This window comes from Candidatus Moraniibacteriota bacterium, assembly GCA_026396275.1.
In the GTDB taxonomy this organism is placed as follows: Bacteria; Patescibacteriota; Minisyncoccia; order Moranbacterales; family JAPLXC01; genus JAPLXC01.
Window position 1 is genome coordinate 1 of sequence record JAPLXC010000014.1, and the last position, 20457, is coordinate 20457.

Here is a 20457-nt window from a genome sequence, read left to right on the forward strand (position 1 = left end):
CTTGTCAGTTTAGGTCCGGGCGCTTCATAGTCAGTTCTCTCAAAAAATATTTTTGCAACACTGACACTGTAATAAGTCCAAACAAATGCAACCAGTATGCCAATAATAAATCCGGCCAAGATTACGAGAATAATGATTGAAAAACTGGGATTTTTTTCAGCGATCGGACCGGAAAGAACTCTTACGTCAATATTTTGTCCGCTTCCGCGAAAGAGATAACTTTTTTTGGCCAGCACTTCAGAAATACCCTCGGCAACGGCTAATGTCTCGCGCTGATCGTTTCCCAGCACTTCCACGCTCAAAATTCCCAATTGAGAATTGCGTTTGACGTTGATCATTCTGCTCCAGGTCTTGAGGCGGTCTTTTTTGTCAAAAGGAAGAAATTCCTGATTGACTTTTTGGGTTTTAACAACCTCATCAATAAAAAGCTCGCTGTAAATTGATTCGCTCAAAACATTCCCTAAATACTCTGCGGATTTGGAAAGCGAATAATAGTCCTGCGGGCCGTTTTGGTTCTGGACTACCAGAAAGTCAGTGCTCACCTTGAAGTTTTTCTGTGTCACCACGGCTCCCAAAAAAGAAAGGGCGGCAACGAAAATTCCGGCTAGAATTATTACTCCCGCTTTTTGCTTGATTAAAGCAATAAATTGAGTTGCATTCATAGGTAATTTATCCTCTACTGATTAACGCCTTACCATAGCAGATAGAAGGATTTTTGTCAAGCGCTGGTACAAATTGGCACATTAAATAAAAACACTACCACATTGCGTAATATGGTAGTGATTCCAAAAATTATTGCTATTTCCTGATGCTAATTTGCTATAAATCAACTTTTATTTTAATTTCTCTGTTTTCCCTCAAAACTAGCAATTCTACTTCTTCGCCTTTCTTATATTGGCTCAACAAATTTGATAAAGGATTATCCAAATTTACCTCCTGGCCGGTCACCGCTATGATGATGTCGTTTATCTGAAGGCCGGCTTTTTCAGCTGGCGAACCCGTGATAATTGCCAATCCTTCTTTTCCGGAAGAAGAAAAAATAAGCGCCCCTCTATCCCGGGCTAAATTATTAACTATAGCGTATTCTTTTGTAATCGGCACGTAGTATATGCCTAGCACCGGTCTGTTTGCTAATTCATTTTTAATAGCCAGTTCCAGTGATCGCCTTACCGCGTTGGCTGGGATTTGGAAAAAATGTTCCCGGTTGTCTATTAGCACTGAACCTATTACTCCCACCAGTTCCCCATTGTAGTTGATAATCGGCCCTCCAAGATACGCTGTCTGATTTTCAAAGTCCGTTTCAAAAACTCCTTCCAGTTTCTCCGATGAAGAAACTGTTTTTCCGGCGATATTGAATGTTTTATTAATATTGCTCAATAGCCCGGCTGCAAAGCGATTTTGGTATTCTCCGGGAGAATTGCCAACCGCAATCAGTTTTTTCCCGGGCTGGAAATCGGAAGAGTTGGCAAAAGATACAGCCGGAAGGTTTGAAGCGTCGATTTTTAGATAAGCTAGGTTGGTGAATTCGTCGATACCTACCAAGGTAGCGCTATAACGGACGCCGTCGTAAGTAAAAACGGTATAACGAGCATCTTTTTCAATTATTGCGGCGCGATAAGTGACAATAAGGCCGTCACTGGTTACTAAAATGCCAGTGGCACCTTTTTCTGAAAGAAAAGCTTCTTTGCTTTCCAATATTTTTTGCTTTTTTTCGCTTACGGAAATGATATTTACTACTGCCGTTGCTGCCTGGGAAGCGATTTGATTTACTGAATCATCTTCTTTTACTACTACCTGCTCGGTCTTGCTGATGATGGTAGTTTTTTCTCCGGCTTTTTGCAGAAATTTGTATTTAGAAAAAAGTTGAGTGGCGCTTAGCCGCGGAAACACATAATTTTCCATGGTAACGGCTCCCAGTCCGCCAATAACAAAAATAGCAAGCGCTATTACAATAAAGCGAATGACTGATTTAATTCTATTACTCTTGTTGTTAGTATCCATATTTTTTTATTAAACAGTTGGAAGCCATTGGGTGGTAAAAAGCACCAGACCGATAAGAATACCGAAAAATACCACATTGGCCATCACCCGTTTTTGTGAGAGCGAATTTAAGAAATAACTTTGGACCAAATCCCAGAGAACATAGTATAGCATAAAAACAACCACTCCAGTTGTCAAATAGCCGAAAGGCCAGAAATTTATCATCCAAGCGGCTTCCGCCATGGTCATTCCCAAGATAAGCGAGTAGCCCAAGACGATTTTTTTGTCTTTACTGAGAAGCCGGAAATACTGATATGAAATAAAAACTGTAACAATAAGAAAAAAAATCATCAGTGCCCAAAGAGGAATCAAAAAATTAAGATAAAAGCCATAAGCGGTGCTATAGCTGAAAAAAACTGCGGCCGTTGCCATGGCGGCAACCATACCTCTTGCGGTCTGGTCTTTTTCGTAATCGCCCAGACGGAAGATTCCTAGAAGACCCAGATAGTAGATTAAAATGGAAAGAATTACGAAGGCCTGCTTTTGGACAATCGAGTCGATCAGGAAAAGCAATGCCAGAGCCGAGATTGAAAAGATAAAAGGGATAATGGCAAAAATCCATCTTCCTCCCAATTTTTTGGCTGTCCAGAGAGAAAAAATTGATAAGATAATCACCAGAAAAATAATCCAATTTTCTTTGTAAGCGGCCAGTTCAAGGCCAAGGAAAAATAAAAGGCCATAAATTAATACCGGCAATGCGAAAAACATAAAGAGAAATGCTATAAACTTTTAAGCAAGATCTTATTTTTTTCCAGCTCTACTTTAACCGTATCTCCTTCTTTTATTTTTCTTTCGATGATTTGCAGAGCCAGTTCGTCCAGAATTTCATTTTGAATCACCCTCTTGAGCGGCCGGGCTCCGTAAATCGGCTCGTATCCTTTCGCGGTAAGATACTTTTTGGCGGCCGGCGTGATAACAAGTTTTATGCTCTTTTCCTTGAGGCGCTCGGAAATTTTTTTCAATTGAAGATCAACAATTCTTTCCAGAACTTTTTTGTCCAAAGGATGAAAAATGATAACTTCGTCTATCCGGTTGAGAAATTCCGGCTTGAACTGTTCCCGCAAACTCTCCATAACTTTGCCGCGCATATCCTGCTCATTGAGGATTTTTTCTTCCCGGCGCTCCTGCTGAAAACCCAACTCCCCCATCCGATAGATAATATCCGAACCGACATTTGAGGTCATAATGATTACCGCGTTTTTAAAATTCACCGCTCTTCCTTTAGCATCGGTTAGCCGTCCGTCGTCAAGAACCTGGAGAAGAATATTAAACACCTGGGAATTGGCTTTCTCAATTTCGTCAAAAAGAATGACGGAGTATGGACGGCGCCGGATAATTTCAGTCAGTTGCCCTCCTTCCTCAAAACCGACATACCCGGGAGGCGAGCCAATCATTTTGGCGACCGAATGTGGCTCCATATATTCGCTCATATCCAGCCGCACCAGGGCTTTTTCATCATTGAAAAGAAATTCAGCCAGAGTTCTGACCAGCTCTGTTTTTCCCACTCCGGTGGGACCGAGAAAGATAAATGATCCAATCGGCCGCTGTTCTTCTGAAATTCCCGCCCGGGAGCGGCGAATAGCGTGAGCCACCGACTTAATGGCTTCGTCTTGCCCCACTACCCGCTTTTTCAGCTCTTCCTCCGCATGAGAGAGTTTTTCCATTTCACTCTGAAGCATTTTGGAAACAGGAATTCCCGTCCAGCGGGAAACTACCCCGGCAATATCTTCTTCCGTGATCTCTTCTTTCAAAATTGAGCTTTTTTCCTGGATTTTATTGAGTTTTTTCTCTTCCTCTTTAATTTTCTTTTCCAGAAGCGGGATTTTTCCGTAGCGAATTTCCGCTACTTTATCCAGCTCCCCTTTCCGTTCCGCTACCTCAGCTTCACTTTTTATCTTATCAATGTTTTTTTTGTGATTCCTGATGGCGGTAATCAGCTCCTTTTCTGTTTTCCATTGCAGGGTCAATTTATGGGATTGCTCTTTCAATCGCGCCAGTTCCTTGTTAACTGGCTGGATTTTTCTTTTAGAGTTTTTTCCTTTTTCTTTTTGAATGGCTTTTTTTTCAATTTCCAGCCGGCGAATTTTTCGCTCCAGCTCATCAATCTCGGCCGGCCGTGAGTCAATTTCCATCCGCCGGGCCGATGCCGCTTCATCAATAAGATCAACTGCTTTATCGGGAAGATAGCGGTCGGAAATGTAGCGCTGGGAGAGTTTTACGGCTGACTGAATGGCATCATCGGTTATTTTCACGCCGTGGTGCAGTTCGTATTTCTCTTTTATCCCGCGAAGAATTGCAATGCTATCCTCGGCTGATGGCTCGCTGACATAAACCGGCTGAAAGCGCCGCTCCAGAGCGGCATCCTTCTCTATGTATTTTTGGTATTCCTTCAGAGTGGTCGCTCCAATTGCCCGCAGCCGCCCGCGCGAGAGAGGGGGTTTGAGCATATTGGACGCGTCCAGCGCCCCTTCAGCCGCTCCGGCTCCTACCAAAGTATGCAATTCGTCAATAAAAATGATGTATTTTCCGGCTGATCGTTCTATTTCTTTAAGGATGGCCTTAAGGCGCTCTTCAAATTCTCCCCGAAATTTTGCGCCGGCTAAAAGCGCTCCCAAATCCAAGGAAATCATCTCCTTGTTTTTGAGATTTTCCGGAACGTCGCCGGAAGCAATTTTTTGAGCCAGCCCTTCAACGATAGCCGTTTTTCCTGTTCCCGCTTCCCCGATTAAAACGGGGTTGTTTTTAGTCCGGCGGGAGAGTACCTGCATCACCCGGCGAATTTCTTCATGTCGGCCGATAACCGGATCCAGTTTATCCTGCCGGGCAAGATCCGTAAAATTAACTGTATATTTTTCAATGACCCGAAATTTTTCTTCCGGATTAAGAGTATCAACCCGCTGGCTTCCTCTGACTTGAGAGATAATTTTCAGCACTTTTTCGTGAGTCACTCCCTGGGTTTCCAAAGTATGTTGGGCACTGGAAGGAACTGATAAAACTCCCAGCAATAAATGTTCAGTGGAAACAAATTCATCTTTCATATTACCCATCTCCTGCTCGGCTTGTTCCAAAACTTGAGCCAGATAGGGAGTAATATACATCTGCCCTAAAGAACCATCAGCCATCTTGGGATATTTTTCAATCTCTTTCATAACTGATTTTTTGATTTCTTCCACATTAGCCTCAAGTTTGCGAAAAACCGTGGGAACAATTGAATCCTCTTGGGAAGCCAAAGCAAAGGCCAGATGAAAAATATCCACCTGCTGGTTTTTTTGTTTCATTGCCATTTCCTGGGCCCGCCGCAGCGCCTCCTGGCTTTTCATTGTAAATTTATTGATGTCCATGATTTCTCTACGAATATACGAATAGAAATAAGATATTTAGATTTACTTTCTCTCATCCAATGTCACTTTAACTTCTTTGGTTTCCCCTTTGTGCCAGACCTTAAGCGTAACAGTATCACCTACATTGTATTTGGCAATAAGATCGCCCAACTGGCTGTCTTGAGTAATTTTATTTCCGCCAATTTCCAAAATGATATCGTTTTCGATAATGCCGGCTTTATCAGCAGGAGAGTCCGGCACAACCGCCAAATCAGTCATCCTTTCGCCTCTTATCACCAGAACGCCGTAATCAAACGGCAAATTATTTTGTTCCTTGATGGCGTTATCAATAATCACGTAACGTACTCCCAGAAACGGGATTGATATTTCCCCTTTGCTTTCTACCTGTTCGATAACTTTTTTGACCTGATTGATGGGAAGAGCAAATCCGATATTTTCCGCTCCTTGAGCCATGGCAACGTTGACTCCAATGACATTGCCGCCGATATCAAGAAGAGGCCCGCCTGAATTCCCCGGATTAATCGCCGCGTCGGTCTGAATAATATTGGATAATTGTTCTGTTTGGCCGAAACTGGAACCGGCTGTGACGTTGCGCTTGAGCCCGGAAATAATTCCTTTGCTTACTGTGTTGGAAAATTCTCCCAGAGAATTTCCAATGGCGATTACCGTTTGTCCCACCCGAAGAGCGTCGGAATCACCTAATTTTAACACTGGAAAATTATTGCCTTCGATTTTGATGACTGCAATGTCTCTTACTGGATCCCGAGCAAGTACTTGAGCGGTATATTCTTTTCCATCATTAGTAACTACAGTGTAATCCGCTTGAGTATCTTCAACCACATGGCGATTAGTAACAATCATTCCGCCGGAAGAAGCAAAGAATCCGGAGCCGCCTCCGATTTTCTGTTTCTCCGTTTGCTGATCCCCCTGACCAGGAGCATTACCAAACGGATTAGAAAAGAAACGAAAATCAAAGCCAAAAGGATTTTCAAAAAGGTTGCGGAGTTTGGGCATATCCTTGGTTACGATGATACTTATTACTGCCGGTGAAGAATTTTCCACCGCCCGAATGACAGCCGAATCTTCCTCAATCAAACTTTGCTTTTCAATCTGCATTTTCTTTTCGGAAAGCCCAGGAAAAACTTTTCCCAGTTTTTCGGCGACGGAAAGAAATAGTAGATTAGACGCCCCGCCGGCCATGAAGCCAAACAGGGTGCCGAATATCACTGACACAAAAATGGAAAGCATCAAAATCCCGGCTATCAGCGATTTAGAAAGTTTTGCTTTGCCGGCCGACTCGGCTTCTTTCTTATTGCCAATATCAATTGTGTTCATAAAAATTTAAGACCTTACAAAACCGCCTCAGCTGAAGAGGAAATTTTGAAATATTATTTATGTTATTATTTATTTTATTTCTCGTCCTCAACGGAAATAGCATTTACCGGACAACTGCCTACTACTGTCTGGCAATCGCAGTCCTGGCAGTTCTCGGCGATCACATGCGATTTTCCGTTCTCCACCTTAAATGCTGATGGACACAGTGATTCACAAGTCCCGCATCCAACGCACAATTCCTGGTTAACTACTGGCTTGGGCATATTTTTTTAAATTCAAAATGCAAAAATCAAAGTTCAAAATTTTGGTATTCGCTATGCTCATAATTTACTTTTTATAAAACAGTCGTCGCAAAGCGACCCCTTAATTTTGCATTTTGCACTTTAAATTTTGATTTAAAATATTATTGATGCGTCTCCTTGAAAATTTTCTCTTACGTCTTTCTCAAATTCTCTCATTCCCGCGTCTTTGAATTCAACTAACAGTCGCTGGCTATCCCAGTAATAATCTTTCAAAGGAATCAGAATTCTCATTTTACCCATCTCTTCTCCCAACCAGTCAGCAAATGTCTTTTTTCTTGCAAATATTTGTCTGATTTTGACGAGTTCTTCGCCATTCTCGACTTTTCTGTTCTCTACCTCAACGATATGGTAGCCCAAGCTGCTTTCAATAATATCACTCCTTTTCCCTTTCTGAAGGGAAAATATTAAGTCAGCCAGCTCGGGAATCAATTGATTTTTTCTAAACCATCCTAATTCCCCTCCTTCTCCGGCCGTCAAGCCCTGCGAGTAACTATTTGCCACTTCGGCAAAATCCTTTTTTTCGGAAAGTAAATCGGCTGCTTTTTCAATTTTTTCCCTGGCTTCCCGGCTAAACTCTTCTTTTTTTTGCGAAAGGACCATTTTTTCCAGCTCCTCGCGGTACATAGCCGGCTTTACTATTTTTTCCTTAAAATCAGAAAGCGTCCAGCCGTATAAGCGGGACAACCTGTTTTCTACTTCTTCTTTGTTTCCATACTCTTCAAGTTTGCGCTCCACGTTTTGATCCGCCGCTTCCGCTGTAATAATTATACCGTTTCTTCGGGCCAATATTTCAATGGCTTCGTCTTCTATCATTTTATTGAGCAGTCCCCGTTCTCGGATTTGAAGACGTTTTTTTCCGTCCTCGGTGGAAAAATCTACCCGCATTCCAATGGAAGAAAAATCCTGATTTTCATAAAAACTCTTAATGGACTGCAAATTGCTGCGCAGAGCGTCAATGGTTATGAAGTTTTTTTGATTTACAACGGCTGCCGGATAAGGAACGTATTTTGCAGTGAATTTAGTTAACTTATTGCTAGTACCAAAGCCATAAATCAAAATTCCTATCAAAACAAAATAGGCGGCAATGGCAATTATCAGAGCGTAAAAAACTGTGGATATTTTCAGTTTTTTATCGGCTTTTTTATTTTCATCTGTTTTATTTTCTTTTGTGGCCATTGGCTTTTAAATCCGCTTACATTCGCTAGTTATTAATATTTAAAAAACTGATTCCACCATTTTATATGGTTGGGAACTTCTTCTTCCGGATTACTTACCTGCTCATTATTGGCACTTTCTGCTCTGCTTTCAAGGGAAGGACTGGGTTTTACAATTACTACTTTTTCATCCGGTTTTTGAAAATTAAGTTTTTCCTTGGCCACTCGTTCCTGAAATTCCGGCGTTTCAAAATAAAAAATCTTTTCCCGCAAATCCTCGTTATTCTTCCGGATTTGCTCGGCTTCCTGACGCAGCAATTCAATTTCTTTTTCAATTTGCTTGTTGCGTCGCGCTTCTTTCACTGTCACATAAGAGACAACCGCCGTCACTGCTAAACCGAGAGTTAAAAACAGCAGAGTCAAAAAAATGCGTTTTCTCATGTTTTTAATAACGGCTAAGTAGCGGCGCGAACAAAAACCCGATCATTGAAATAACCGCCAAAAGGGAGATGATAACCCAGATTACGTAAAATTGTTTTCTTCTTCGCTTGATGCTCATAGTCGCGCTGTAATTATTATATCCCAAAATAATCTAAAATACAATCTTTTCTCACTTTTTTAATACCGCCAGGAAGGCCTCTGATGGAATAGTCACCCGGCCGATATTTTTCATTTTTTTCTTCCCTTTTTTCTGCTTTTCCAGGAGTTTTCGTTTGCGGGTTACATCGCCTCCGTAGAGTTTGGCGGTGACATCCTTTCGGAAAGCCGCAATGGTTTCGCGAGCAATAATCTTTCCACCGACCGCCGCCTGAAGCGCCACGGTAAAATTTTGTTTTGGAATGGCCTCTTTCAGTTTTTCCACAATCCGCTTTCCTTCGCTATAAGAGCGATTCTTAGGAACAATCCGGGAAAAAGCATCCACTTTATCACCAGCAACAAGGATGTCCAACTTTATCAGGTCATTTGGACGATACTCCAAAAATTCATAGTTCATGGACGCGTAACCGGACGAAGCGCTTTTCAAATCATCGTGCAAATTAACGATGACATCCGTCAATGGACAGTTAAAATTAAGAATAATCCGCTCACTGTCAATGTACTCGGTATTTTTATATTCAGCCCGGGTGTTCTTCATCACTTCCATAATCGGCCCCAGAAAACTCACTGGAGAAATAATGTCCAGTTTCACATATGGCTCTGAAATGCTTTCGATTATGGAAGGATCGGGCATTTCGGCCGGCGAATATATAAAAAACTCTCTGGTTTTAGATTTTTCTGCCGAAGGATGATTCGCCTCCAAAGAAGAGCTCTGATCCTTGGTCTTAATTTTATAAACAACACTGGGAGTGGTTATGGTCGGACTGATTTCAAATTCCCTCTCCAGCCGGGATTGGATTATTTCCATATGAAGAATTCCCAGAAAACCGCAGCGGAATCCCCTACCCAGCGCTAGATTGCTTTCCAGTTCAAAGACAAAGGCGGCGTCGTTAAGTTTAAGCTTTTCCAGCGCGTCGCGCATCATGTTATAGTCATCGCCTTCCACCGGGTAAAAGCTGGCGTAGACCATCGGTTTTACTTCTTTGTATCCCGGCAATTTTGATATTTGATTTTTTACATTTGATTTTGATATTGTGATTGTGTCGCCTACCCGGCACTGGTTAACGCTTTTTAGTCCAGTGGCAATGTATCCGATATCTCCGGCAGACAAAACTTCGGCTACAACCAATTCTGGTTTAAAATATCCGACTTCAATGACTGAGCTTTCGGTTGCCGTTGCCATCATATAAATCCCATCTTCTTGCCTCACGCTTCCATCCACAATTCGCGCATAAGCCAAAACGCCTTTGTAAACATCGTATTTGGAATCAAAAATCAGCGCCCGCAGGGACCTGTCGGAATTTCCTTTGGGAACTGGTATTTTTCTGATTACGGCTTGCAGTATCTCTTCTACTCCTTCCCCCGTTTTTCCGGAAGCAAGCAAAATTTCATTTTCCTGGCATCCTAAAATATGAATGACTTCCCTTTTTGTTTTTTCAATGTTGGCGTTGGAAAGGTCAATTTTATTAATAACCGGAATTATTTCCAACCCTTGTTCAATCGCCAGATAAAGATTGGATAAGGTTTGGGCCTGTACTCCTTTGGTCGCGTCAACGAGAAGAATTGCGCCTTCAACTGCTGCCAATGACCGAGAGACCTCATAATTAAAATCCACATGGCCCGGTGTATCAATTAAGTTTAAAATGTAAGATCGCTTTGCTCGTTCTAATTGTTCAACTTGATCACCTTTAACATTTTGAACATTATAAATCATTCTTACCGGCTGCAATTTTATCGTAATCCCCCGTTCCCTTTCCAGATCCATTTGATCCAAAATCTGCTCTTTCATTTTCCTTTTTTCAATCGTTCCGGTAAATTCCAAAAGCCGGTCGGCTAAGGTCGATTTTCCGTGATCAATATGGGCAATGATGCAAAAATTTCTAATATTATCCTGATCCATACTCGCCATTTTAACGCAATATCAATCTTTGCTCAAGCAATCACAGCTTAATTCCATTTCCGCCCACCTTCTTAAATCTTTTAAAAAAGTATTTTTATATTCCCCCCACCTCACTGGTCGATTCCGTAATCCGCTCGCGTGTCCTGAAAAGACGCTCGGTGAGAGAATTTTTGAAGTGATAAAATTCCTCCACATTAAGCAGAACGCACATCGCGATAAAAGTCAACCCGCCGACAATGCCAGCCACAACCAATTGAGAAAAGATTCCAATAAATGTGTCAATATTAACAAGATAATCCATCGCGTATTTGGTAAGCTGGATAACAATACCAGCTATCCCGGAGGCAATCAGAATTTTTATGGCGGGAAATAATATTGATTTTCCCTTTAGCGAACCAACATGCTTGCGAAGGAAAGTCAGAAGAAGCGTCATATTAACGATGCTGGCGGCGGAGAAAGCAATAGCTAGCCCAAAAACAGCATACTGGCGGATAAGCAGGATCACCAGGATTATGTTAACTGCTTCACTGACCAGAGCAATGTAAAAAGGCGTTTTCGTGTTGTGAAGGGAATAAAAAGAGCGTGTTAGAAGCGGTACCAGTGCTTGGGCGAATAAGCTCGCCGCCAAAAGTCCCAGTGTTTGAAAGGTAAGCACCGTGTCCTCCCAGTCGAATTTTCCACTCCCAAGAATCACTCGGACAATTTGGGCGCGAAGAATAATAAGGATAATACTCAAAGGGATGATGAAGAACAAAATTTGCTTGAGAGTGCGGGAAAAGCGGTTTACAAAGTCGTCGTTTAGATTTTTGGCGGCATAAGTGCTCAAAAGCGGGAAAACAGCGATAGCGAAAGAGGATCCAAAAAGCCCGATGGGCGTGGCTTGAATATTGTTGGCGAAAGTGAAGACCGTCAAACTCCCGGCTGCCAAAGTGGAAGCGAAAATAGTAATCACCAGAAGATTCACTTGATTGACCGCAATTCCCAGCGCCCGGGGAATCATCAGACGAATTACTTTTCTTACATGATAATCCGCAAGCAACGAAAAACTCATTGGCAAATAACGAAATCCGGAAAACTTGACCGCCGGATACTGAATAAGCATATGAAGTCCCGCTCCCAGTACTACTCCCCAAGCCAGTCCCACTGGCCCCATCATCGGAACAAATACCAATGCTCCGGTAACGATGCCAATATTGTAGAAAATTGGCGCCAGCGAATAGATCAGAAATTTTCTAAAAGAAACCAAAACTCCTCCGAAAATGGCGCTTATTCCCAAAAGAACCGGACTTAAAAACATCACCCGGGAAAATACCGCGGTGGTGGCCATTTTTTCATCAGAAAAACCCGGTGTTATAAGATGTAAAATCCAGGGTGCCAGAAGGGCGAATGTTCCCGAAATTAGAAAAACAGCAATGGTCTGCAAGTTCAACATTCCTGACGCCAATTTCCAGGCGTCATCCTCCTTTTCAGTCGAGTGCAAACTGGTAAAAACCGGAATAAATGCGGCAGAAAGAGCTCCCAAGACAAGAAGATTATAGACGAGATCTGGTATCCGGAAAGCGGCGTAATAAACATCCAGGGTATCTCCGGCTCCGAACTGGGCCGCTAAAATGCGGTCGCGAAACAAACCTAAAAGGCGGCTGGCAATTCCCGCCGCCGCGATAATAAAAGCCGCCGCCGTGACTGACTCGGTGGGCTTACCGTTTAAGATTTTATTGTTGATGAATTTTCTGATCACAATAATTCGCTTATCTTTTTTCTAAAAACACCAATCCTAAAAATTTGTCAACTTCCAAATTGGCGCTGTATTCCAATTTGCCATCCGCTATTTGAACATTTTCCGGATAACTCCAAGCCACTTGGAATCCCTGCGAATAGTGCACCATTGTCTTTAGTTTGCTGCCGATGCTCCCTGATTGTTTTTGAACTAGCAAAGAATAAGAATTGGCTGGCTTGTCAGACGAGAAAGATATTCTGAAAGGTAGAAGATATTTATACTTAACAACCACTGTTTCCCCGGGACTCACGTAAGTCCAATTAGCAAAAACGGTTTTTTCCGCTTCCTCATAGGTTCTTATTCCCGTTTCCTGGTTGATATCCATATCCTGCTCTTCCCTTTGAACATCCGGATCGCGCCTGAAATTTAGTGTGTCGTAATCAAGCGGCGGCTCAGTGAACTCTCTTGTTTGCCCTTCTGCCTCAAGAAGTTTCGAACCAAAGGGAACATAAACCCGCATATAATCCGCGTTGACCTTATTCCACCATTCATACTGGCTATTACCGCCGGTGTGTTTTCGAGTAATAGTTACGGTGTCAATAATGGATCCGTCTGGTTGAATGTCGGCAGCGTGTTCAATGGTTTCTTCTATCACTCCGTCGGTCTTGTAGCCGTTGATGTTGGTGTTTATGACACTCAAGTAATCTTTTGAAGTGTCCAGTATTTCTCCCGACCATCCTTGGCTGGAAATCAGCCGCTCTAACTTTTCGTTTTGGGAGTAAAGCAAGATCTGTTTTTGGTTCAGGCCTTCAATGAAAACGTTCAGGGCCTGGGACATATTTTTCCAGTCCTTCAGGTTGAAAAGGCGGTCGAGTATGATTGGAGCGAGATCGGAAAGTATCTTTTTTGGTTGATTTTCCTCTTTATCGTAATCAATTTCAACTTCCTGCTGGATAGCTTCAATGAAGTTGACCGAATCAATCGTTACTCCATAGTCGCTCATTTCAATCGGTCCGGTAATTTCCAAAAGTTTTTGCATCACGGTGGGCGTAAGAGTGATTACTCCATCCACCGTCGGTCCCCCTGTCTTTTCGTAAAAAAGCACGGCTTTCCTGGCCGAAGCGGGAAAATCCGGCCACCAATTGCTGTCATGCAAACTCCAAGCGGCACTGATTTTCTGAATTGGCCCGGGTGGGACAATCTTATCCTTCAGTTGCCCGTCGGGGTTGAAAATCCCGTCAACAAAAAACCGGCGAATACGGCCGTTATTAATGTCCATGAGGCCATAACTTCCAATAAAGCCGCCGGTTGGCCGCATTTCCTGATTGTTCTGGAAGAGAAATAAATACTTGCGCGGACCATTGCCGCCGAGCATATCCACAAAAACGTCGCTGTTGGCTAAAAATTCGTCAATGAAGACAATGGCTGGCGGCAGTTTGCTCTTCACGGCCAGAAAGGATGAGCGTTTATCTTCCGGAATATCGTCAATATTTATTTTTTCAAAATTTTCATTGGCTTTTTTCAGTTCCCCTTTGGCTGTTTCCATATCCTTTTGCGTTTTCTGGAAAAGCTCAAGAATTGAAACTGACACCGCGTCAGTACTGGTCATAGGATTTTCCAATGAGTTCAAGGTTTTGGCCACCTCACTAAGCGTTTCTCCGGCCAGTGATACGTGTTCGCCCGCCTCCAGCGCGTTCTTTCCTGAGGACAATTGAGAAGCAAAGGGTATGAATCGGCTGATTTCAGCGAGTGTTCCGCTAATTTCATCAAGGTTACGGGAGGCCTGAAAAAAATTCTCATAAGCCCGGCGGAAATTCAAAGAGGACGATTCAAAGTTTTGCTTTTTGATATCATCTATCGCTGATGTTAAATTGTTAAAACCGGCGGTGCTGACACCCAAGACGCTTCTTTTTAAGTTCAGGCCTTTTCCTGCTAAAGTTACCGCTCCAGTAATAAATCCAATGAGTAAGACCGCTAAAGCGAAGGAATAACTTAATTTTTTAAAATTGAAAGAGTACGAGAACCTCGCCGGCAGAAAAAAATCGGAGAAGCTAAATTTTTCTCCAATATTTTTTGTTTTTTCATTCTTATAAACTACTTCTTCAATTTTAGTTAGTTCATCCTCTGTGTCTTCTATGATAATTTGTTCCTGGTATTTTGTAACTGGTTTAATTTCCGCCGGCTCAACAGCGACTGACTCAACTTCGGACATTTCAATTTCTGGTTCGGTTTCTAGCGTTTCAGCGCCAACGTATTCCAATACATCGGGTGAAATTTCAAAAAAAACAGGAACCTCTTCGCTTTTAAATATTTTGCCAAACTGATAGAGTTTCGCCTTTTTCCTTCTGGGTTTGTTCTTTATCACCCGGGTTCCGGTTTTGACCGAGACAGGAATAGCCGGCGGTTCTTTGTATCTTTGGATGGCAGGTTCTTGCGGTTCCGTTATATATTCTTGGGGCAAGGATTGCCAAAAGGAAATGCGACGCGATCGGATGTAAACTATTTTTTCTACTTTTTTGATTTTTTCCCAGTCCAAATCACCAGTTGAGTCAACCGGACGAATGTCAAACATTTGTGAAATAATACGACTTCGGGACATAATAAATAAAAAATCAAATATCAAAAATAAAAATCACAAATCAAAATTTAAAAATTTTTGAATTTTACATTGTCATTTTGCATTTTGATTTTTACACTTTGATATATTTGCAACGTTTCCTCTGCCATCTTTTTCCAGCTGTATTTTTTTATCTGCTCGGATCCTTTTTTCATCAATTCCTCCCGCAAGGATTGACTGCTAAAAAGTGTTTTTATCGCGCGAGCTATATTATCCGGTTCTCTGGCATCAAAATAATAAGCACTGTTTCCCAAAACCTCTTTCATGCAGGGATGATCCGATGAGACCACCGGCACGCCTCTGGCCATGGCTTCCAGTGGCGGCAGTCCAAATCCCTCGTAAAGCGAAGGAAAAATATAAAGTTCAGCATTCCGGTAGACAATATCCAGTCCGTTGTCGGGAACAAATCCGGCGAATACTACATTGTTAATTTCCCTTTTTCTGACGAAATCTTTAAGTCGTCGGTAAAAATAATCTTCTTTGCCAACAAGAACCAACTGGAGATTTTTTTCTTCTTTATTTAATTTTTTAAAAGCCAAAACCAACGCTTCGAGGTTTTTGTGCGGATAAGCGTTTCCTACATACAATATATATGGCTTCATTATACCATAGTCCCGCGGTGCTTGCTTGCCATCTGGATTGGCAACAGAAGAACGCGAGTCGCAGGCCTCGTAAGTTACCGCTATTTTTTCTTCCGGTACTCTGTAATTTTTAAAAATGTCATATTTCGTGAATTGAGAAACGGCGATAATCTTTTTTGCTCTCTTAATCGCTGAACGAATGACAATTTTGTAGGCCAAAAATTTCAACCAATAAAAAAGCGGATTAAGAGTTGTCCCGCGAATGGTGGGAAAATTAAGGAGAATCAGATCGTGAATAGTAATAATAAATTTTTTTCGGAAAAGTAGCGGGACATTGAAATGCGGGAAATGGACAATATCAAGATCATATCTTTTTAAAATTCGGGGCATATTGATCTGCTCGGAAAAAGTGTACCAGTGGTAGTCAGCCAGTATTTTCTGAAAGTTTTTATTTTTCGGCTGGTACTCTTTGAAATTTTCTTTCCGCAAAAAAATAAAATACCGATTTTCCTGATCGATTATCTCCAGGTTCTCTATTAACTTTTGAGTGTAACGCCCCAGTCCCTTCCCCACCGACCCATAAAACCGGGCGTCAATGCCGATACGCATAATTTTATTATATCACTAACAGCACAAAAAATGCAGCTTTTTAAGCTGCATTATCTACTATTAACAAAACAGTTTTCATTACTTATAAATTTGGTCTGCAACAAACTTGATTTCCTTCACAATTTCCGTCTATTCTTGTTGTTGTCGGAGGACAAAATAAGCCATTTGTGCATAATCCTTCGTTATTAGAACCACATCTTGAACTAGGAGCGACAGGACAATTTCTTTCGCATTCAACCAAAGAAGAAAATGTTCCATTACTAACAGAATTACATGCTCCTTCTCCTATATCTATAGTCCCATTTCCATTAACGTCTACCCTATCGCAACTGTATCTTAAAGGACTGCCTCCTCCGCTACCTGGAGCCAGAGTTCCAGCACTGGATTTGGTTTCGCATTCAAATTTGTTCCAGGCGGTTTTGCCAATACCCAGATCGGATTTAACGGCAAAATAGGTCATTACTACATAAATCAAAAGCCAGGCGGCCAGAATGATGCCGAAGCCGAAAAGGATGTGCTTGATGAAATTCTTGGCGGTTTCCATCATCCCTTCATTGCCGGCGGAAAAGATGTAAACAAGGCCGGCAATAACCAAGCCGGCAAGCGCGACAAAAACAAAGATTTTAAATCCGTAGTCAATTAATTTCCAGAAGCCGATAATGAAATGACAAAGAGTGCAGGGCGCTGGATTTTCTGTCGTAGCGCAGGGAACAATGCCGGCGGCATTAGCAGTGAACGCCAGAAAAAGTGAAAAAAATATAACTAGTAATAGTAGTGAAAACCTTTTTGTCATCTTTTCAATAATTATACCACACAAGTGAAAATTTAAAACTGCATATATTTTTGCCAATAGCCGTAAAGCTCTCCGGTCGCCCGCAGATCCCCGGCATTATATTTGGCAATCTCCAGAAATTTCTTTTCTTTGAAAAGCCGGCCGACATCCTCGCCTTTTACGCCTTCCGATTTCGGGCTTTTGATTCCAAAGACCCGGCTCCACAAATGCAAGCTTCCCTTGCGCCGGACTGCTCCATAAAAAGAGAGCTGATCTTGAAGATCAATATGTTTGGCATCCCATTTTTGCAGGTTTAAGTAGCGGTTGGACATTAAGTCCTTTGTTGCTCTAATTTTATGGACCGCGGAGCGAACCATTAAAAACGGAACATCAAACCCCCGGCCGTTAAAAGTAATAAATTCTTTATAGTAACCGGTTATCTCCCAAAATTTTTCCAGCATTTCCTTCTCCGCCATCACTTGAAATTTAATTCCGTTTTCTTCAAATTCTTTTGCGTCTTCTCCCGGTGCTTGAAAATAAACAGCTCCCTTTCCTGTTTCCTGGTCCAAGGTGCCAATAGTCACAATTTCTCCCGTCAAGGGCGAAAATCCTAAGCCCTCTTTCAGCTCTTCCAGGGCAATCTTATATTCTTCCTCGCTTTCTGATTCCTTTTTTATCCAGCGGGTTACAACCTCTTGAGTGGTCTTATCCATTTTCCCAAAATCCTCCCCCACTGTTTCAATGTCAAAAATAAGTTTGGACATAATTTATGTGTCATTCCCGTGAAAACGGGAATCTAAAAAAATGACAATTTTTCGGTACTTCTTTTAAATTATATCACTTATTCAAGCTTTGTATAATTTTCAGAAATTCCTGGGCAGTTTTTCTCCAGTCAAATTTTCTTACCTGCGCGATGCCCTTTTCTCTGAACTGCTCCTGCAGTTTTTTATCCAGCAATATTTCTTTCATTGCTCGGTAAATTTCATCCGGTTTATCAGGATCAGTCATAACGCCGGCACTGCCGACTGTTTCCGGAAAAGATGAGTTGTTTGAAGCGATTACCGGAATACCGCAACTCATGGCTTCCAGCGGCGGAAAGCCAAACCCTTCAAAAAAAGAAGGATACACAAAAAGCGAGGCCAGGTTATAAACAGCCGGCTTGTCTTTATCGTCAATAAAACCGGCAAAAATAATGTCGCTTTGGAAAGGCGATTTTCCTATCTCCTCAAAAATCTGTTTCTGCTTCCAGCCAGACGCTCCGGCGATAACTAATTTGTGCCTTTCCAGTTCCGGATGGTTTAACTTTCGCAATTGATTGTAAGCCCTGATAACTCCAATAATATTCTTGCGCGGTTCAATAGTTCCGAGATAAAGAACAAACTTATAAGGCAGCTTGTATTTTTCTTTAACGATAACAAGTTTTGAATTATTTCTGTCAATCGGCGAAAATTTTCCGGAGACCCCGTTGTAAATTGTTTTAATCTTCCCTTCTGGAATTTCATAGATTTCCTGAAGATCGTTTTTTGTTGAATCTGACACGGAAATTATCCGATCCGCTTTTCCGCAAATTTTTTTCGGATTAATAAAAACATGCCACAGGCGCCTTTTTGCTGAAAAAGTTTCCGGATATCTTTCAAAAGACAAATCATGAATGGTAAAAACCGCTTTACTCTTTTTACTCCAAGCAGAAAAAATTATATTGGGAAAAAACATCACATCTGTTCCGCCGATAAGGCGGTCGATTTTAGGCCAGTCGAAATACCAGAATAAAAAATTGAGAAGTTTGTTCGGATAATTGAATTTTTTGACAGAAACGTTTTTGTATTCTGCAAATTCACTGAAGTCAAAATTTGGTTTTCGGAAAGAATTCAAAAAAAGAACATACCTGTTCTTTTTGTCAATGGCGAATAAATGATGCAGTAAATTAATTGTATATTCCTCAACGCCCGTATGCCTCCCCTCCACCAGACATCGGATGTCAATTCCGATCCTCATTTCTTATGCTTTAATAATCAATCCTCAAAATAATTTTTGACCAATACCGCCAGCATTCCCAAAAACGCCCCTGCCAGAAGCGAGGCCAGCACCACGATTTCCATCGCCCATTTGTTTTCCCGAATCACCGGATCACTGCCGATAATGATGAACCAGGATTCTTCTTTTTGAAGATTGTTAAGTTCTTCCGTTTTTTTATTAAGAATCTTGATAATTGAATTAGAAATATTCCTGGCAATCCTTGAGTCACTGGTGGCAAAAATTACTTGGATTACTTGCGAAGAAAGACGCTGGGCCTTGAAGATCCGTGACAGAGAACGCTGGCTCAGTCCGGCGGAAACTATGCCGGCTTCATTGTAAATATCAGTGACAACCCGGGGAGATCCCAGCCAGCGGACGACTGTATCGGCGAATCGTTCATCAGCCTGAAGGCGGTAAAAGTCATCGAAACGATAATCCGGCGTCTCTTGAATACCGGAACGAGTCACATTGAGAGTGAGATTCGACTTGTAAGTAAGGGGCTGAAACAGTTCCAGTGAAACGCCCGCCACTACGGCTAGAATTACGACAATAAAAAACAACCTGGAATACTTTTTAAATATGGCGATGTACTCTTTTAACTCCATAACTAACGCTTTGTTAATGATAATTTATGTTTTTCTAGCTCTCTTTCAAGATAACTCTTTATTTTACTCTTAAAAATTTCTCTGTCAAATTGAAGCGACTTTGACCGGATGTAGTGAGGATTGTAGTCCGAGTCGCGAAATTTTTTAACCGCCTCAATTATGTCTTCGGCTGTCTGATTATCAAAAAATATTCCCATTTTTCCCTCTTCCATATGCTCGGGAATATCTCCTCCCCGGAAGGCGATGATGGGCCGGCCGGACGCCATGGCTTCAATAGCCACGATTCCGAAATCCTCCTCTTGGGGAAAAATAAAAGCCCGGCACTCGGCATAATATTTTGCCAATTCATTGTCCGACACTCTTCCCAAAAATTCGATATTGGGTCCTGCCATTTTCTGAAGGCGCTTCATTTCCGGACCGCGGCCGATTATTTTCAGAGGAAGCCCTAGCTTGTTAAACGCGGAAATCGCGATATCATGGCGTTTGTAAGCGATGAGCCGCCCGACCATCAGAAAATAACCCGCCTCGACTCGCGGAGACGTTACACCCGTTTCGCCAGCCTCGCCGAGTCTAGGCGGGCCGAATCGAGGCGAGTCGACGCGAGGCGGGTCTTTGCGACTCTCGCTGATGTAAAAGTTTCCGGTAGCGACAGGCGGATGGATAACCTCCGCGTCTTTCTGGTAATATTTTTTAATCCGCTTGGCCACAAAATCGGAATTGGCAATAAAGCGATCCACCCGATCGGCGCTAACTCTATCCCAAAGGCGAATATAATTCATCGCAAAAGGAATAAATCTCTTTATCACTTCCGGGAAATTGAAGTCCTGGGTGTATTTTTGGCAGTCGTCCCAGGCGTAACGCATCGGCGTGT

The 20457-nt window shown here is 42.1% G+C and carries 17 protein-coding genes; all 17 read right to left on the reverse strand.

All coding sequences use genetic code 11. The features are described 5' to 3' along the window. A partial coding sequence (locus NT136_03270; protein MCX6765953.1) for a hypothetical protein occupies positions 1–662 on the reverse strand: 662 nt, incomplete at its 3' end. Between the two features lie 157 nt (positions 663–819). Beyond that, positions 820–2001, reverse strand: coding sequence for a S1C family serine protease (locus tag NT136_03275; GenBank protein MCX6765954.1), 1182 nt, complete (start codon positions 1999–2001; stop codon positions 820–822). Between the two features lie 9 nt (positions 2002–2010). Next, positions 2011–2748: a hypothetical protein gene (locus NT136_03280; GenBank protein ID MCX6765955.1), complete on the reverse strand. Its 738-nt coding sequence runs from the start codon at positions 2746–2748 to the stop codon at positions 2011–2013. Between the two features lie 11 nt (positions 2749–2759). Further along, positions 2760–5381 (reverse strand): ATP-dependent chaperone ClpB, encoded by a 2622-nt coding sequence (gene clpB, locus NT136_03285; protein MCX6765956.1) that lies wholly within the window; start codon positions 5379–5381, stop codon positions 2760–2762. Positions 5382–5423: 42 nt separating this feature from the next. Then, on the reverse strand, positions 5424–6716 hold the full coding sequence (locus NT136_03290) for a trypsin-like peptidase domain-containing protein (GenBank protein ID MCX6765957.1): 1293 nt from the start codon (positions 6714–6716) through the stop codon (positions 5424–5426). Positions 6717–6790: 74 nt separating this feature from the next. After that, complete coding sequence (locus NT136_03295; protein ID MCX6765958.1) at positions 6791–6979, reverse strand: ferredoxin; 189 nt, start codon at positions 6977–6979, stop codon at positions 6791–6793. 132 nt (positions 6980–7111) lie between these two features. Then, positions 7112–8194 (reverse strand): peptidylprolyl isomerase, encoded by a 1083-nt coding sequence (locus tag NT136_03300; GenBank protein MCX6765959.1) that lies wholly within the window; start codon positions 8192–8194, stop codon positions 7112–7114. Positions 8195–8226: 32 nt separating this feature from the next. Beyond that, on the reverse strand, positions 8227–8613 hold the full coding sequence (locus NT136_03305) for a septum formation initiator family protein (GenBank protein ID MCX6765960.1): 387 nt from the start codon (positions 8611–8613) through the stop codon (positions 8227–8229). 169 nt (positions 8614–8782) lie between these two features. Beyond that, a complete protein-coding gene (gene lepA / locus NT136_03310) occupies positions 8783–10678 on the reverse strand; it encodes a translation elongation factor 4 (GenBank protein ID MCX6765961.1) in 1896 nt (631 codons plus the stop codon). A gap of 85 nt (positions 10679–10763) precedes the next feature. Then, on the reverse strand, positions 10764–12407 hold the full coding sequence (gene murJ, locus NT136_03315; protein MCX6765962.1) for a murein biosynthesis integral membrane protein MurJ: 1644 nt from the start codon (positions 12405–12407) through the stop codon (positions 10764–10766). Positions 12408–12417: 10 nt separating this feature from the next. After that, complete coding sequence (locus tag NT136_03320) at positions 12418–14985, reverse strand: DUF4012 domain-containing protein (protein MCX6765963.1); 2568 nt, start codon at positions 14983–14985, stop codon at positions 12418–12420. Between the two features lie 47 nt (positions 14986–15032). Beyond that, the gene (locus NT136_03325; GenBank protein MCX6765964.1) at positions 15033–16193 is read right to left on the reverse strand and encodes a glycosyltransferase family 1 protein; all 1161 of its coding nucleotides are present in this window, start codon (positions 16191–16193) and stop codon (positions 15033–15035) included. A gap of 82 nt (positions 16194–16275) precedes the next feature. Next, complete coding sequence (locus NT136_03330; protein ID MCX6765965.1) at positions 16276–16986, reverse strand: pilin; 711 nt, start codon at positions 16984–16986, stop codon at positions 16276–16278. A 32-nt stretch (positions 16987–17018) separates the two neighbouring features. Beyond that, positions 17019–17729 (reverse strand): ribonuclease H-like domain-containing protein, encoded by a 711-nt coding sequence (locus tag NT136_03335; protein ID MCX6765966.1) that lies wholly within the window; start codon positions 17727–17729, stop codon positions 17019–17021. Positions 17730–17802: 73 nt separating this feature from the next. Further along, positions 17803–18960, reverse strand: coding sequence for a glycosyltransferase family 1 protein (locus NT136_03340; GenBank protein ID MCX6765967.1), 1158 nt, complete (start codon positions 18958–18960; stop codon positions 17803–17805). 17 nt (positions 18961–18977) lie between these two features. Then, positions 18978–19586 carry a hypothetical protein gene (locus NT136_03345; protein MCX6765968.1) on the reverse strand — a complete coding sequence of 203 codons (609 nt, stop codon included), beginning with the start codon at positions 19584–19586 and terminating at the stop codon, positions 18978–18980. A gap of 2 nt (positions 19587–19588) precedes the next feature. Beyond that, a partial coding sequence (locus NT136_03350; GenBank protein ID MCX6765969.1) for a glycosyltransferase occupies positions 19589–20457 on the reverse strand: 869 nt, incomplete at its 5' end.

Bases quoted from the DNA above. Each gene is read 5' to 3' on its own strand.
- NT136_03295 (MCX6765958.1), bottom strand. From the start codon at position 6,979: ATGCCCAAGCCAGTAGTTAACCAGGAATTGTGCGTTGGATGCGGGACT.
- NT136_03335 (MCX6765966.1), bottom strand. From the start codon at position 17,729: ATGTCCAAACTTATTTTTGACATTGAAACAGTGGGGGAGGATTTTGGG.
- clpB (MCX6765956.1), bottom strand. From the start codon at position 5,381: ATGGACATCAATAAATTTACAATGAAAAGCCAGGAGGCGCTGCGGCGG.
- NT136_03330 (MCX6765965.1), bottom strand. From the start codon at position 16,986: ATGACAAAAAGGTTTTCACTACTATTACTAGTTATATTTTTTTCACTT.
- NT136_03320 (MCX6765963.1), bottom strand. From the start codon at position 14,985: ATGTCCCGAAGTCGTATTATTTCACAAATGTTTGACATTCGTCCGGTT.
- NT136_03345 (MCX6765968.1), bottom strand. From the start codon at position 19,586: ATGGAGTTAAAAGAGTACATCGCCATATTTAAAAAGTATTCCAGGTTG.
- NT136_03340 (MCX6765967.1), bottom strand. From the start codon at position 18,960: ATGAGGATCGGAATTGACATCCGATGTCTGGTGGAGGGGAGGCATACG.
- NT136_03280 (MCX6765955.1), bottom strand. From the start codon at position 2,748: ATGTTTTTCGCATTGCCGGTATTAATTTATGGCCTTTTATTTTTCCTT.
- NT136_03275 (MCX6765954.1), bottom strand. From the start codon at position 2,001: ATGGATACTAACAACAAGAGTAATAGAATTAAATCAGTCATTCGCTTT.
- lepA (MCX6765961.1), bottom strand. From the start codon at position 10,678: ATGGCGAGTATGGATCAGGATAATATTAGAAATTTTTGCATCATTGCC.
- NT136_03325 (MCX6765964.1), bottom strand. From the start codon at position 16,193: ATGCGTATCGGCATTGACGCCCGGTTTTATGGGTCGGTGGGGAAGGGA.
- NT136_03300 (MCX6765959.1), bottom strand. From the start codon at position 8,194: ATGGCCACAAAAGAAAATAAAACAGATGAAAATAAAAAAGCCGATAAA.
- NT136_03290 (MCX6765957.1), bottom strand. From the start codon at position 6,716: ATGAACACAATTGATATTGGCAATAAGAAAGAAGCCGAGTCGGCCGGC.
- NT136_03305 (MCX6765960.1), bottom strand. From the start codon at position 8,613: ATGAGAAAACGCATTTTTTTGACTCTGCTGTTTTTAACTCTCGGTTTA.